This is a genomic window from Nonomuraea turcica (assembly GCF_030718205.1).
In the GTDB taxonomy this organism is placed as follows: Bacteria; Actinomycetota; Actinomycetes; order Streptosporangiales; family Streptosporangiaceae; genus Nonomuraea.
The window spans coordinates 268834-282052 of sequence record NZ_JAUZQF010000005.1 but is presented as its reverse complement, the minus strand read 5'-3'; the positions used below and the strand labels follow the sequence as shown (position 1 = coordinate 282052).

Genomic DNA, 13219 nt, shown 5'->3' with positions numbered 1-13219 from the left:
ACCGGGTCGCCTCCCGGCCTCGGGCGGCAGGCGACGAAGCTACGCTGAAGTCCGCTTTACTCACATAGAGAGCCGCAGACGCTGCGCGGCCGCGCGTCACCTGGGCATCAGGCAGGTGACGGCAGCTCGACGTCGACCACGACGGGGAAGTGATCCGAGGCGTCGGTGTTCAGCACGGTGGCCGAAGTCGCCCTGACGTCGGGCGAGGACATGACGTAGTCGATGCGCGTGCGCGGGTTGTCCGTGCTGTAGGTGAGACCGGCGCCCTGGCCGGCCGTGTCCCAGGCGTCGGCCAGGGACTCCTTGAGCGTGACCATCTCGGCGGAGTCCGGCAAGGCGTTGGTGTCGCCGGTGAAGATGATGGGGCCGGGCGACCCGGCGAGCAAGTCCCGGATGGCGGCCACCTGGGCGATGCGCTCGACCTGGGAATTGTGCTGGAGGTGCGTGGTGAGGACGCGGACGTCGACGCCGCGCACCTTGATCCGCGCCGCCAGCAGACCTCGCTGCTCCCCGCCTTGTGGCCGGGGGAGCAGCGTGTTCCGCCACTCGCGGATCTTGTAGCTGGACAGGATGGCGGTGCCGTACTGCTGCCTTTCCGCGCCGGGCTCGGGGGGATCGCGGTCGATGTTCGCGCCGAAGACGGCGTGCATGCCGAGCCGGGTGCCCAGCCACTTCGCCTGGTCCACGAAGTCGGAGCGCACGCTGTGGTGGCGGTCCACCTCCTGGAGGCCGATCACCTGGGCGCCGGAATCCTGGATGACCTGCGCGATCCGTTCGAGGTCCAGCTTGCCGTCGTTGCCCACGCCATGGTGGATGTTGTACGTGGCGACGCGTAACTGCCGGACGTTGTCGGCGTGGGACGGGGTGGCGCCGAGGGACAGGACGGCGATGAGCACGACGATCAGGGCGCGGACGCGGGAGTGTGTCACGGTTCTCCTTGTTGTAGCCAGGCCGCCGTGTCGGGCGGGAGCAGGCCGTGGGCCAGGTCGCCGCTCAGCAGCAGCACCCGGGTGTGCGGGGGTAGTTCGATCGGCGCCCGCGACAGGTTGACCACGCAGGCGAAGCCGGGGTCGCGGGTGAAGGCGAGCACGTCGGGCCCCGCGGGCAGCCACGTCATCGTGCCGTCGCCGAGGGCGGGCTCGTCTCCGCGGATCCGCAGCGCGGTCCGGTACAGCGACAACATCGAGTCCGGGTCACGCTCCTGCGCCGCTACCGTGAGCGCGCGCCACTCCGGCGGCTGCGGCAGCCACGTGCGTGCCGGGCCGAACCCGAACGGCGGGTCCGCCCCCTCCCAGGGAATCGGCACTCTGCACCCGTCGCGGCCGAGCTCCGCCCCGTTCGTACGGCGGGTCACGGGATCCTGTCGCAGCTCCGCCGGGATGTCGAGGACTTCCCACAGGCCGAGCTCGTCCCCCTGATAGAGGTAGACGCTGCCGGGCAGCGCCATGGTGAGCAGCGCGGCGGCCCTGCCCCGCCGGGTGCCCAGCGCGAGATCGGCGGGCTCGTCGCGGGTCCGCTGGGTGTATCCGGTGTCGCTCCGGCCGTAGCGGGTCACGTGCCGGGTGACGTCGTGGTTCGACAGCACCCAGGTCGGAGGCGCCCCCGCGGGCCCGTGCGAGGCGAGCGTGGAGTCGATGACGGCGCGCAGCCGGTCGGCCTCCCACGGGCTGCGCAGGAAGGGGAAGTTGAACGCCGTGTGGAGCTCGTCGGGGCGCAGGTACAGGGCGAAGCGGGCGGGGTCGCTCACCCAGATCTCGCCGACGAACATCCGTTCGCCCGGATAGGAGTCGAGCAGCTTGCGCCACGAGCGGTAGATCTCATGAACCTCCGGGCGGTCGGCGTGCGGCAGGTCCATCGGATCGGGGCCGGGACCGAGGCCGGGCAGGCCGTCCGCCTTCACCAGCCGGTCGGCCACATCGATGCGGAAGCCGTCCACGCCGCGCTCGAGCCAGAACCGCAGGATCGACTCGAACTCCGCCCGCACGTCGGGGTGCTCCCAGTTGAGGTCGGGCTGGGACGAGTCGAACAGGTGGAGGTACCACTCGCCGTCGGGCACCCGGGTCCAGGCGGGTCCGCCGAAGCGCGACGGCCAGTCGTTGGGAGCGTCGCGGAAGTGGTAGCGCTCGCGTTCCGGCGACCCGGGTCCGCCGGCCAACGCTGCTCGAAACCATGGATGCCGGTCGGAGGTGTGGTTCGGGACGATGTCGACGATCACCCGCAACCTGTGGTCGTGGGCCTCGGATATGAGGGCGTCAGCCTCCGCCAGCGTCCCGAAGAGCGGGTCTATGTCGCGGTAATCCGCGACGTCGTAGCCGGCGTCGGCCATCGGCGACACGTACCAGGGGCTGAGCCAGAGCGCGTCCACCCCGAGTTCGCGCAGGTACGGCAGGCGAGCGCGCAGCCCCGCGAGGTCGCCCACGCCGTCGCCGCTCCCGTCCGCGAAGCTGCGCAGGTACACCTGGTAGATCGCGGCGCCCCGCCACCAGCTCACGCCTCCCCCCACAGCACCGTGCGGCCTTCCAGCCGCGATCTCTCGGCCGCGAAAGCCATCCGGTGGCTGTCGAGCGACGCCTCAAGAGAGGTCGCCGGAGCGCCGCCGCCGGTCAGCGATGAGACGAAGGCGTCCATGAGCCCGTCGTCGCCGCCCGAATGGCCGCGATGATCCTTCGTCTCGCCCTCGGCCGGACCGGCGAGCAGCTCGATCGCCTGGTGCCCCAGGGGGCCCCGCCTGCGGCGTACGACGTCTCTGGCGTGGGGCAGCTCGGGCAGGACCGCGGTGGGGGAGAAGAGGTCGATCGTCACCGACCCCGACCGAACGTGTCCCACGATCTCCCCGCTGTTCCCCGTCAGCCGTACCGTCCTGGTGTTCTGTCCGGTGAAGGCCGAGGTCGACAGCGTCGCGGTGAGCCCGCCGGGAAAGGACATCACGGTCTGCTGGTGGTCGACGACGTTGTTGTCGGAGGCGAACACACACCGGCCGTACGGGCCGTGTTCGAGGGCTCGCAGCCGTCCCTCCGGCGAGGTGTCGGCGCCCAGCAGCGTCACCGGGGAGCCGTGCACGTCGCGCAGCGCGTCCACGTAGTAGCGGGGGGCGTAGAACGGGCAGTCGTCCGCGTGCGGGCAGCCGTCCAGGCATCGCTCAGGAGCGCCGGGCGGCGCGTTCTCCGGACGGAAGTAGGTCAGCTCGCCCACGCTGGACACGCTCACCGGAGGGGAACCGGCGAACCAGCGGATCGCATCGAGGTCGTGACAGGTCTTGGCGAGCACCATCGGGCTCGACGTCGAGGAGTTTCGCCAGTTGCCGCGCACGTAGGAGTGCGCGAAGTGCCAGAATCCGATGTTCTCCTCGATGCGCATGGTGACCAGGCGTCCGATCGTGCCGCCCGCCACCAGCTGGTGCAGGGTCTGCCAGAACGGCTGGTAGCGCATGACGTGGCCGACGGAGATGCGCGCGTTCAGGCGGCTGCCGCCGTCGGCGAGTTGCTCCAGCTCCGCCGGCGTCGACGAGACGGGCTTCTCCACGAGCACGGCCAGGCCGCGGCGGGCCGCCTCCAGCGTCGGCGCGACATGGTCGCGGTCGGGCAGAGCGACGATCACCCCGTCCAGGTCCAGGTGCTCGGCGTCGGCCAGCAACGGCTTCCAGTCGTGGTAGCGGCGCTCGTCCGGAACCCCCGCCGCGGCCGCGAGGCCGTCCCGGCGATCCGGGATCGGGTCGGCCACGGCCGCGATCTGCGCCCGCTCGGGATGCCGGACGATCCATCGCCCGTAGGAATCCCTCCCGCGGCTCCCGGCGCCGAGGACGCCCAGCCGAACCGGCATGTCTTTCATCCCTTCTCCGCTCCGGCGGTGAGCCCGGAGATCAACAACCGCTGCGCCAGGAAGAACCCCGCGACCACCGGGATGGTGACCGCGATGGACCCGGCCATCAGCACGGTGGCCGGCACCGAGAACTCGGTGAGCTGCGAGATGCCCAGCGCCACCGTCCAGCGCGGCCGGTCGTGCACGAGGAACAGCAGCGCGAACAGGTACTCGTTCCAGGCGATCATGAAGACGTACAGGGACGTCGCGGCGATGCCCGGCAACGCCATCGGCAGCACGACCCTGCGGATGAGAGCCAGCCGCCCGCAACCGTCGATCATCGCCGCCTCCTCCACGCTCGCGGGCACGGCGATGAAGTAGTTGCGGAGCATGTAAAGCGCGACCGGCACGGTCTGGGCGATGTAGACCAGCACCAGCCCGATCAGGGTGCCGGTCAGGCCCACGCGGCTGAGCAGCACGAACAACGGAACGGCCAGGACGATGCCGGGGAGCATGTAGACGCCCAGGAAGAGGACATTGACGGAGCGGCGCCCGAAGAAGTCCAGCCGGACGGCCGCGTACCCGCCGAGCACGCTGAACAGGACGGCCAGCACCACGGTCGCCAGAGCGACCTGCAGCGAGTTGAGCATGAAGCCGCCCAGCCCGTATTCGTCCATCGCCCTGGGGTAGGCCTCCAGCGTCACCTCCTCGGCCGACGGGATCAGCGACAGCGGCGCCGCGGCCACCGACGCGAACGGCCGCAGCGACAGCAGAAAGCCGTAGACCAGCGGGCCCGCGCACACGATGACCGTCAAGGTGATGACCAGCCATTTGAGCACCCCGAGGATGCGGTCCGCGCGGTTCATGTCCGCTCTCTCCTGATCATCCAGGCGTACACGAACAGCAGCACCAGGAGCATGGCGGTCATCAGGAGCCCGGTGGCCGAGGCCGTGCCGATGTTGGCCCGGGTGACCAGCTCCTCGTACACCCGTACCGCCAGCACTTCGGTGCCGCCCGCTCCTCCGGTGAGCAGGTAGATGTCGTTGAAGTTCTGGAAGGACCAGATGAACCGCAGCACGATCAGCAGGGCGATCACGCCGCGCAGTTGCGGCAGGACGATGTGGAAGAACGCCCTGACCTTGCCCGCACCGTCGATCGCCGCCGCCTCCTCCAGCTCCTTCGGCGAGACCTGCAGTCGCGCGGTGATGAAGAGGAAGGCCAGCGGGAACGTCTTCCACACCTCGAAGGCGATCACGGTCACCAGCGCGACCGGGATCGGGATCCCGCCGAGCTCCTGGCTGCGGGTGGTGAGGAAGGCGATCGGGTCCTCCCAGCCGATCAGCTGCCTGCCGACGGCGTTGACCAGGCCGTACTCGGTGTTGAGCAGGGTCTTCCAGATGGTGGTGGCCGCCACCACCGGCAGCACGTACGGGATCAGCACCAGGGCCCTGACCAGCCCACGACCACGGAAGGGCCGGCGCAGCGCCATCGCCACCACCAGACCGGCCGTGATCGCCCCCGCGGTGGTGCAGGCCGCGTACGCGAGCGTGGTGCCCAGCGCCGACCAGAACCTGTCGCTCCCCCAGGCCGACCGGAAGTTGGCCAGGGTCAGCGTGAGCCGGTCGAGCGACAGCCGGGGGATGTCGACGAGCCGGACATCGGCGAACGCCAGCACGAGGACGGCCAGGAAGGGCAGCACGACGAAGGCCAGCACGACGAGCATGGTGGGGCTGACCAGCAACCTGCCGTGCAGGTCATCCCGCTGGGACCGGTTGAGCGGGCGGCCCCAGCGGGTGAACACCAGCCGGTTCGAGGTCATTCACCCAGGTCCTGCTTGACGGAGCCGACCTCTGCCGCCATCTTCTTCGCGACGTCGGCCGGCGACGTCCCGCTGAACAGCGGCCCGAGCTCCTTCGACAGGGTGCCCTGGGAGAACACCACGCCGGCCAGGGTGGCGTCGTCGGTGCCCCATCCCCAGCGGCCGAACGACGCGGCGCCCTTCGCGAGCTGGTCCACGACGTCCTCGCCATAGACCGCCTTGATCGATTTCTTCGTGGCCGGGTCGTTGCCGACCGGGAGGTCGGCCCACGCGTCGAGGTACTCGGTGGACCCCTTCGCCGGTCCCGGCCGCATCGGGATCCGGCCCTCGGCGGCCGTCGACAACATCTCCACGTATCCCTCGGACATGGCGAAGGAGATGAACTTCTTGGCGTTCTCCACCGACGCGCCTCGGGGGATGGCGTAGTTGGACGTCTGGCCGTACTGCGGAGCCGTGCCGAGAGCCGTCACGAAACCGGTGTTCTTCGCCAGGTACGTCGGGTCCTTCTTGCATTCATCGCACGTGACCGGGTTGTCCTTGTCCAGGCCGGCGACCTCGTCCACAATGTGCGAGGAGAACAGGATCATCGCCGCGTCTCCGGCGAGGTAGGCGGCTCGTGCGGCGCCGACGTCGAGCTCCCCGGTGCCCGCTGCGGCGCCGAGCTTCTGGACGGCGTCCAGGCCGGTGACGCATTCCGGCGAGTCGATGGCGACGGTGCCGTTCGTCACGAGCTGGCAGCCGGCGGCCTGCAGCAGCGACTCCAGGCCCTCGCCGGCGTAGCCGTCGCCTGGTTGGGTGCCCATCGCGATGCCCCGCACACCGTCCTTCGCCAGCTTCTGCGCCGCGGTGACGATGTCCTCGACCGACTCGGGGGCCTCCAGGCCCGCGCTCTTGAACAGGTCCTTGCGGTAGGAGATCACATGCCCCCAGCCGTCGCTGGGCACGGCGCCGAGCTTTCCGCCGACGGTGGCCATCCGGATGGCGCTCTCGGTGAAGGTGCCGGCTCCCAGCTCATCGACGATCTGCTGCGGCGCCTGGGTGTCCATGAGGCCCTGGGCGTTCCAGGCCGCGATCAGGTTGGGGCTGTAAAGGATCACGTCGGGCACTTTGCCGGAGGCGGCGCCGGTCACCAGGCTCTGGCTGGCCTGTTTGGACTCGAGCGGCACGACCTCGACTTTGATGCCGGTCTTGCTGGTGAACTTCGCCGCGACGGACTGCTGGACGGCCAGCCGGTCCGGTGTGGTGTGCGGTGTCCAGAAGGTGAGGGTCGCCGGGGCGGACGACTCCAGAGGTTCCGCGCCGCCACAGGCTCCCGTGAGCAGCAGAGCCGTCGTCGCCACGCTTAAGGTGACTTTCCTCATGGGTTCGTCTCCCGCAGATAGGTCACGCTGGAAAACTCGTACCGGTCACCGCGATACAGCGCGTGCACCTGCTCGACCCGGCGACCGTTCTGGTCGTAGCCGATGTGGGGCACGCAGAGGGCCGCGGTGCCCTCCTTGACGCCGAGGAGCTCGGCCTGTTCCGCGTCCACGTTGACGGCGGTGATCGTGCGCTCGTGCCGGGTTATCCGGATGCCGTAGCGATCGGCGAGCAGCTGATGGAGCGAGCCGGTGAGGTCCTCGTCGATCAGTCCGGGGACGAAGGCGGCGGGCAGGCACACCCGCTCGTAGCTGAGCGGGGTGTCGTCAGCGGTCCGCACCCTGCCGATCTGGTAAACGGCGTCGCCGGGCTTGATCCCGAGGGTGGCGGCGAGCCGCGCGTCGGCGTCGAAGGCGGTCCGCTCGATCACCCGGGATCCCGGCCGCCATCCGCGCTTCTGCGCGTCCTGGGTGAACGACGACAGGGTCGGGCCCTTGGACACCTGCGGAGGAACCACCATGTAGCTGGCCCCGGGCGCCGAACGGATCAGCCCGTCGGCCTCCAGCAGCTTCAGTGCGGCGCGAACGGTCATGCGGGCGACGCCGAACTCCTCGGCGAGCCGGCGCTCCGAGGGAAGCACGGTGGCGGGCCCGGGAACGGCGATGAACCTCGCCTCGATCAGGGTCCTGACCATCTGAGCCTTGTTCGCCGTACGCGCCACAGAAACCCTTCCCTCGGCTTAAGTAGACCATTGGTATACCAAAGGCCGTGACCGAGTCAATGGGCCAGCACCTCGCGTACCTCGAAGTCGTCGGTCATGACTACGAACTCCGCCGCGCGGCCCGCTTCGATGCGGCCGCAGTCCAGGCCGAGCAGCCGGGCGGGCACGGCTGAGGCCGCGGCCGAGGCGACGGTCACCGGCAGCCCGACCTCGCGTACGGCCCGCCGTACCGCCTGCGCCATGGTGAGCGTGCTGCCGGCCAGCGACCCGCTGCCGACCAGCTCCGCGCGCCCCGCGCTCACCTGCACCTGCCGGGCGCCGCGCGCGTACCGGCCGTCGCCCATGCCGGCCCCGGCCGACGCGTCGGTGATGAGGGCGACGCGATCGGGCGCCTGGCGCACGATGAGCCTGACGACGGGATCGGCCAGATGGATGCCGTCGTTGATGACCTCGAGGACGACATCCGGCGAATCGCAGGCCGCGAGGAACGGCCCGGGCTCGCGGTGATGCAGCCCGCGCATGCCGTTGAAGGTGTGGGTGAGCACCCGCGCGCCCGCCTCGAAGGCCGCGCGGCACGTGGCGTAGTCGCCGTCGGTGTGGCCCACGGCGGCGATGACGTCGCACGCCACCAGCTCCCTGACCAGATCCAGGCCACCGGGAAGCTCGGGGGCGACCGTGACCATGCGGACGCCGCCCCGTCCGGCCTCCAGGAGCTTGCGCAGCTCCGCCGTCGCCGGCGCGCGCAGATGATCAGGATCATGGGCCCCGCAACGCAGGCGGGACAGGAACGGCCCTTCGAGATGGGCCCCGGCCAGACCGGGCTCGCGCGCCATCAGGTCGGCCACCCAACCGGCGGCCCGGGCCATCTGTTCCATGGGAGAGGACACCAGGCTGATCAGGGTGCGGGTGGTTCCGTGTAAGCGGTGGAAGGCCACGGTGGCCGCCAGGTCGGCCGGTGAGTCGATCGCCGACACACCGCCTCCGCCGTGCACGTGGATGTCCACGAACCCGGGCAGGAGCCAGCCACCGCCGAGATCGCGGATCGGGGTGCCATCGCGCGGCGGCGCCCCGGCCCCGACGCCGGCGATGCGCCCGCCCCTGATCTGGACCCAGCCTGGTTCGAGTACGTCCGAGGGGGTCACCACGCGGGTGCCGGCGAGAATCTGGTCGGTCATTCCACCACACTCCAGCCGAGGATTCCGGCACCGAGCAGGGACGCGCGGATTCCCAGCGCCCCCCGCGAGATGGGCGGCGGCTCCCGGAACGACAGCCGGGCCGCCAGCCCCTTCGCCAGCGGATCCAGGAGCCGTTCCCCCGCGCCGGCCAGGCCGCCGCCGATCACGATGAGCTCGGGGTCGAGCAGGAGCGTGCACGTGGCCAGACCTGTCGCCAGCGCCTCGATCGCCTCGTTCACCACCCGCTTCGCATGGTCGTCGCCCTGATCGGCGCGGGCCAGGACGTCTTCCGTCCGCAGGCGGCCCCTGCCGTAGCGGCGGACGATCGAGGCGGCCGAGGCGTAGGTCTCCAGGCATCCGCGTCGCCCGCACGAGCAGGACTCCCCATCTGGACGGACCGGGATGTGGCCCGCCTCTCCCGCATGGCCGCCGGCGCCGCCGTACGGCCGGCCCCCCAGGATCATCGCGCCCGCGATGCCCGTGCCGATCGCCAGGAACAGGAAGTTCCGCGCGTGCGCCCCGGCGCCGTAGACGTTCTCGGCGAGGCCGCCCGCCCGCACGTCGTGCCCGAGGGCCACCGGAATGCCCAGCCTCTCGCCGAGCATCGCGGAGATGGGCGCGTCCCGCCAGCCGAGGTTCGCCGCCCGGGAGGCGACGCCGGCCTTCTCGTCCACCAGGCCGGGAACGGCCACACCGGCCGCCGGCGGCGGTACGGGCGCCTGCGCCGCCAGGTCTGCCGCGAAGTCGCCGAGCCTGTCCAGCACGTGCTCCGGCCCTCGCTCGCGTCCGGTCGGGCGTTGCTCGAAGGCCGCCACGTCGCCGTCGCGGGTGACGAGTCCCCCCTTCATCGCCGTCCCGCCCACGTCCACAGCGATCACATGGCTTGTCATGCGCCGATCGTAGGTCCTGCCGATGATCTCGTCCGCCGCCCGCGGGGCAACGCGGCTATCCCATCGAACCTCCAGAGCGAGGCCCTGGGCGGCGCGCTGTCCTGCCCAGCCCGCTATCAGCGGCCACCGCCTGCCGGTACCTACTCCGGCTGCGAGCCCAGACCGTACGTCGTAAGGAGTACCGCGGTACGGGCTCGGAGGCGGACGCGACCGCGGTCCCGCGCGGACCGGACAAAAGCGCTGTCCGGGGGAGTTGTCTGGATGCAGCGAAGATGACAGTGGAACCTGCTCACGGCCTAGGCGAGTTCTGGCCCAGGGTTGCCAGCGGAGCCTTCAGGGAGCCGGACGCCGTGCGCTTGAAGCCGGGAGAGGATCAACTCTCGGAGGTCGCGTTCTTGTGCGGCTGTGTCGTGACGTCCTGTGCGGCCAGCGGCCGCGGCCCAGCGTTCGAGGACGTCGATCGTGAGAAGCCATTGGGTGACCGTGAGTTTGGGTTTCACGATCTCGTCCGGTGGCGGCCACAAACCGGAGCCGGGAACGCCGGGTGTCCAGTGGGCGATCTGATCCCAACCGGCCCTTCGAATGCTGCGCGCTAGCTCGGACCGCTGGCGGTTGCCGTTCACGGTCTCGACGCGCGAGCTCGTCGCGGCCGCTGTAGCCCTCGTTGAAGATCAGGTAAACGACGGCGAGAACCGCATCGAGCCGCTCGCGGAGCAGGTGGCGCGGTGGAACCCGAGACGGGATCCGCGCTGCTTTGATCTTGCGCTTGGCCCGCACCAGCCGCTGCGCCATCGTGCGCTCCGGTACGAGGAAGGCGCGGGCGATCTCGTCGGTGGTGAGCCCGCCGAGGGTCCGCAGGGTGAGCGCCACCTGCTCCTCGACCGCGAGCGCCGGATGACAGCAGGTGAAGATGAGCTCCAGGCGCTCGTCGGAAAGGTCGTGGCGTTCATCTGCACCTCGGCAGCGTTGCCCGCGGCGAGCAGGCCGGACTTGGCGGCGAGGGCCTGTTCGCGGCGGATGCGGTCCGTGGCTCGGTTCCGAGCCGTCGTGATCAGCCAGGCGCGCGGGTTGCCGGGGATGCCGTCGCGTGACCATCGGTCCGCGGCGATCGCGAAGGCCTCCTGCGCGGCTTCCTCGGCGAGGTCGAAGTCGCCGAGGAAGCCGATCAGGGTGGCCAGCACGCGACCCCATCGCTCGCGGAAGACCTGATCGAGTGTCATCACCAATAGGTCTGCGCGGGGCGAATCTCGATGGCGCCGCCGAGGCGGGCCGCCGGGACGCGGGCGGCCACCTCGATGGCCGCGTCGAGGTCGTCGGCCTCGAGGACGAACCAACCGCCGACGGCTTCCTTCATTCCGACGAACGGACCGTCGGTTGTCAGGGTCTTGCCGCCCTCCACGCGCACCGTGGTCGCGTTCTCGGGGAGACCCATGGGAAGGCCAGGGGTGACGCCTGGCGTTTTGTTGATCGCCCCGTAGTCGGCATAGACCTGCTTCTGCTCCTCCTCGGAGAGCGCGTCCCACTCCTCGGAGCTGCCCTGGTAGATCAGCATGACGTACTTCAACGTTCCGCCTCCTCATCCGGATGGTTACACAAGGAGACGAATGCCGAGCCGCGAAATCGACAGGCCGGCACCGGAAATCTTGAGCGACTCACAGCTCGGCAAGGTGGTGACGAGTCTCTGCTTGAACCGGCCGGAACCTGCCCGGGCGCGCCGCGAGAGCTACGTGGCCCCCTGGATGAACCGGGTGCTCGCCGTACGGTGGTCAGCTCGGGATTGCGCTGCCCTCGCAACCTTTGCCGATCTGGCCCGTCTCGAAGTACCGCACCACGTCGGCGGCGCACTTGGGCACCCGGGTGGTCGACACGTGCACGTCGTCGGCGACCGTGTAGACGGTGCCGCCGATGGCGCGCCGTGTCTGCAGCGTCCAGTCGTAGACGGACATGAACTCGTGCAGGTGCCCCGCCAGCACCAGTGACCCGCTGCTCCGCTTCAACGTGGCCTGCTGCACCGGCAGCGGCCAGCCGGGACACATGACAGGCAGTCCCCAGGACCGGCCGGTCGCCGGATGGCGCTTCACGAGCTGCTGGTAGTCACGCCAGGCGGGGTCGAAACCGGCCCGGCTGCTGTCCTCGTTGCACGCGACGGCCAGGTTCATGGTCCTGTTCAGTGTTTCGGGCGCGCCGGGCACGGGCGCCCCCATCATCGGTGCGCCGAGCAGCTCCTTGACGGCGGGCGGGGCGGTGGTGCCCGTCGCCGTCCGCAGTTCGGCCAGCGCCTTGCCCGCGCGCACCCACTCGGTCGAGTTGCGCCTGGCCAGGTCGGCGACGGCCGAGCCGTCGATGGGCCGCTGCAGGTCGGTGTAGGTCTTGGGGCTCTTGTCATACGCGCGGACCAGCTTCGCCACCTCCTCGCGCACCTTCCGTGCGGTGGCACCGAGACCGTAGGTCCCGTCGCGGCGGGCCAGCCAGGCGGCCATGCGCCCGAAGTTGCGCTCGGCCGCCTCCGCGCTGTCCTTGGCGTGCTCGTCAATACGGGTCCACGGCGGCGCCACGCTGTCCAGGAAGGCCTGTCCGGTGTGCCCGGGGAACAGGCTGCGGTACACCATGCCCAGATAGGTGCCCCAGGAGAAGCCGAGCAGGTTGAGTTTGCTCTCACCCAGCGCGGTCCGTACCAGGTCCAGGTCCTTGGCCACGTTCTCGGTGGTGAGCTGTCCGAGGAAGGCGGGGTCAGAGCGTCCGCACTTCTGGTTGGCGGCGACCTGGGCGTCGTATATCTTCCTGGCCGCCTCCTTGGTCAGCGTGCCGGGCTCCTGCGGGCCGTTTGGCGAGAAGGTGCAGGCGACCTTGGTGCTGTTCCCGACCCCGCGCGGGTCGAAGCCGATGATGTCGTATCGCTCGTTGAGCCCCGCCATCTCCTCGTTCCTGAGCGCGGCCCGCAGGACCGGGTCCAGGTATCCGCTGTTGCCCGGCCCGCCCGGCAGGACGGCAGCGGCGCCGAGCCGGTGGGCCTTGTCCGTGGCGGCCAGCCGGGTCACCGCGATGTCGATCTTCCGCCCGCTGGGGTCACGATGGTTCAGCGGGACGCTGACCGTGCCGCACTCCAGGCGCTTCATCAAGGAGCGGAACGCCGCAACCTTGTCCTCCGCCACTCCCATGCTCCGGATCACCTCATCGGAGTAGGCCGGGCAGGATTTCCACTGCACGGACGACACGCCGGAGCTCGAGCTGGGGTTCGCGGTGGCGCTCGCGCTCGCGGCGACGGTAGCGGTGGCGCCCGCCGCGGAAGGATGCGCCGCCAACCCCGCCAGCGCCAGTGCCGTCAGTGAAGTTCGGTACGTCATGCGGATCAGTAGTAGAGCGGCGGTTGTTTCCTTACCGTTTCTATGAGGGTGGTCCGGCGTCGATGGACGTGGCAGCGGGAGTTGCGGCCGACCTGGGCACTGTCATTGAGGTC

12 protein-coding genes and 1 pseudogene are annotated in these 13219 nt (G+C 70.2%); all 13 read right to left on the bottom strand.

The features are described 5' to 3' along the window. Positions 1–107: 107 nt before the first annotated feature. The 13 genes and pseudogenes from Q9G87_RS15665 to Q9G87_RS15610 all read right to left on the bottom strand — a co-directional run bounded on the left by Q9G87_RS15665 (position 108) and on the right by Q9G87_RS15610 (position 13106). The gene (locus Q9G87_RS15665; RefSeq protein WP_305917069.1) at positions 108–929 is read right to left on the bottom strand and encodes an endonuclease/exonuclease/phosphatase family protein; all 822 of its coding nucleotides are present in this window, start codon (positions 927–929) and stop codon (positions 108–110) included. Then, positions 926–2491 (bottom strand): glycoside hydrolase family 13 protein, encoded by a 1566-nt coding sequence (locus Q9G87_RS15660; protein ID WP_305917068.1) that lies wholly within the window; start codon positions 2489–2491, stop codon positions 926–928. Before Q9G87_RS15660 ends, Q9G87_RS15665 begins: the two co-directional genes overlap by 4 nt. Continuing rightward, positions 2488–3819, bottom strand: a complete 1332-nt coding sequence (locus tag Q9G87_RS15655) for a Gfo/Idh/MocA family oxidoreductase (protein ID WP_305917067.1) — start codon at positions 3817–3819, stop codon at positions 2488–2490. The genes Q9G87_RS15660 and Q9G87_RS15655 overlap by 4 nt, the downstream gene beginning before the upstream one ends. 5 nt (positions 3820–3824) lie before the next feature. Beyond that, positions 3825–4664: a carbohydrate ABC transporter permease gene (locus Q9G87_RS15650; protein WP_305917066.1), complete on the bottom strand. Its 840-nt coding sequence runs from the start codon at positions 4662–4664 to the stop codon at positions 3825–3827. Beyond that, complete coding sequence (locus Q9G87_RS15645; protein ID WP_305917065.1) at positions 4661–5617, bottom strand: carbohydrate ABC transporter permease; 957 nt, start codon at positions 5615–5617, stop codon at positions 4661–4663. The genes Q9G87_RS15650 and Q9G87_RS15645 overlap by 4 nt, the downstream gene beginning before the upstream one ends. Next, positions 5614–6978: an ABC transporter substrate-binding protein gene (locus tag Q9G87_RS15640; protein ID WP_305917064.1), complete on the bottom strand. Its 1365-nt coding sequence runs from the start codon at positions 6976–6978 to the stop codon at positions 5614–5616. Before Q9G87_RS15640 ends, Q9G87_RS15645 begins: the two co-directional genes overlap by 4 nt. Beyond that, positions 6975–7670, bottom strand: coding sequence for a GntR family transcriptional regulator (locus Q9G87_RS15635; RefSeq protein WP_305917063.1), 696 nt, complete (start codon positions 7668–7670; stop codon positions 6975–6977). Before Q9G87_RS15635 ends, Q9G87_RS15640 begins: the two co-directional genes overlap by 4 nt. Before the next feature lie 83 nt (positions 7671–7753). Continuing rightward, positions 7754–8872 (bottom strand): N-acetylglucosamine-6-phosphate deacetylase, encoded by a 1119-nt coding sequence (gene nagA / locus Q9G87_RS15630; RefSeq protein WP_305917062.1) that lies wholly within the window; start codon positions 8870–8872, stop codon positions 7754–7756. Then, positions 8869–9762, bottom strand: coding sequence for an ROK family protein (locus Q9G87_RS15625; protein WP_305917061.1), 894 nt, complete (start codon positions 9760–9762; stop codon positions 8869–8871). The genes nagA and Q9G87_RS15625 overlap by 4 nt, the downstream gene beginning before the upstream one ends. Positions 9763–10095: 333 nt before the next feature. Then, positions 10096–10857 carry a sigma factor-like helix-turn-helix DNA-binding protein gene (locus Q9G87_RS60680; RefSeq protein WP_371825780.1) on the bottom strand — a complete coding sequence of 254 codons (762 nt, stop codon included), beginning with the start codon at positions 10855–10857 and terminating at the stop codon, positions 10096–10098. Then, positions 10827–10982 (bottom strand): annotated as a pseudogene (locus Q9G87_RS60675) (RNA polymerase subunit sigma-24); the annotation flags it as partial. The gene Q9G87_RS60680 and the pseudogene Q9G87_RS60675, both read right to left, overlap by 31 nt. Continuing rightward, on the bottom strand, positions 10982–11314 hold the full coding sequence (locus Q9G87_RS15615; protein WP_305917059.1) for a YciI family protein: 333 nt from the start codon (positions 11312–11314) through the stop codon (positions 10982–10984). The pseudogene Q9G87_RS60675 and the gene Q9G87_RS15615, both read right to left, overlap by 1 nt. 214 nt (positions 11315–11528) lie before the next feature. After that, complete coding sequence (locus tag Q9G87_RS15610) at positions 11529–13106, bottom strand: alpha/beta fold hydrolase (RefSeq protein ID WP_305917058.1); 1578 nt, start codon at positions 13104–13106, stop codon at positions 11529–11531. Between the last annotated feature and the right edge of the window lie 113 nt (positions 13107–13219).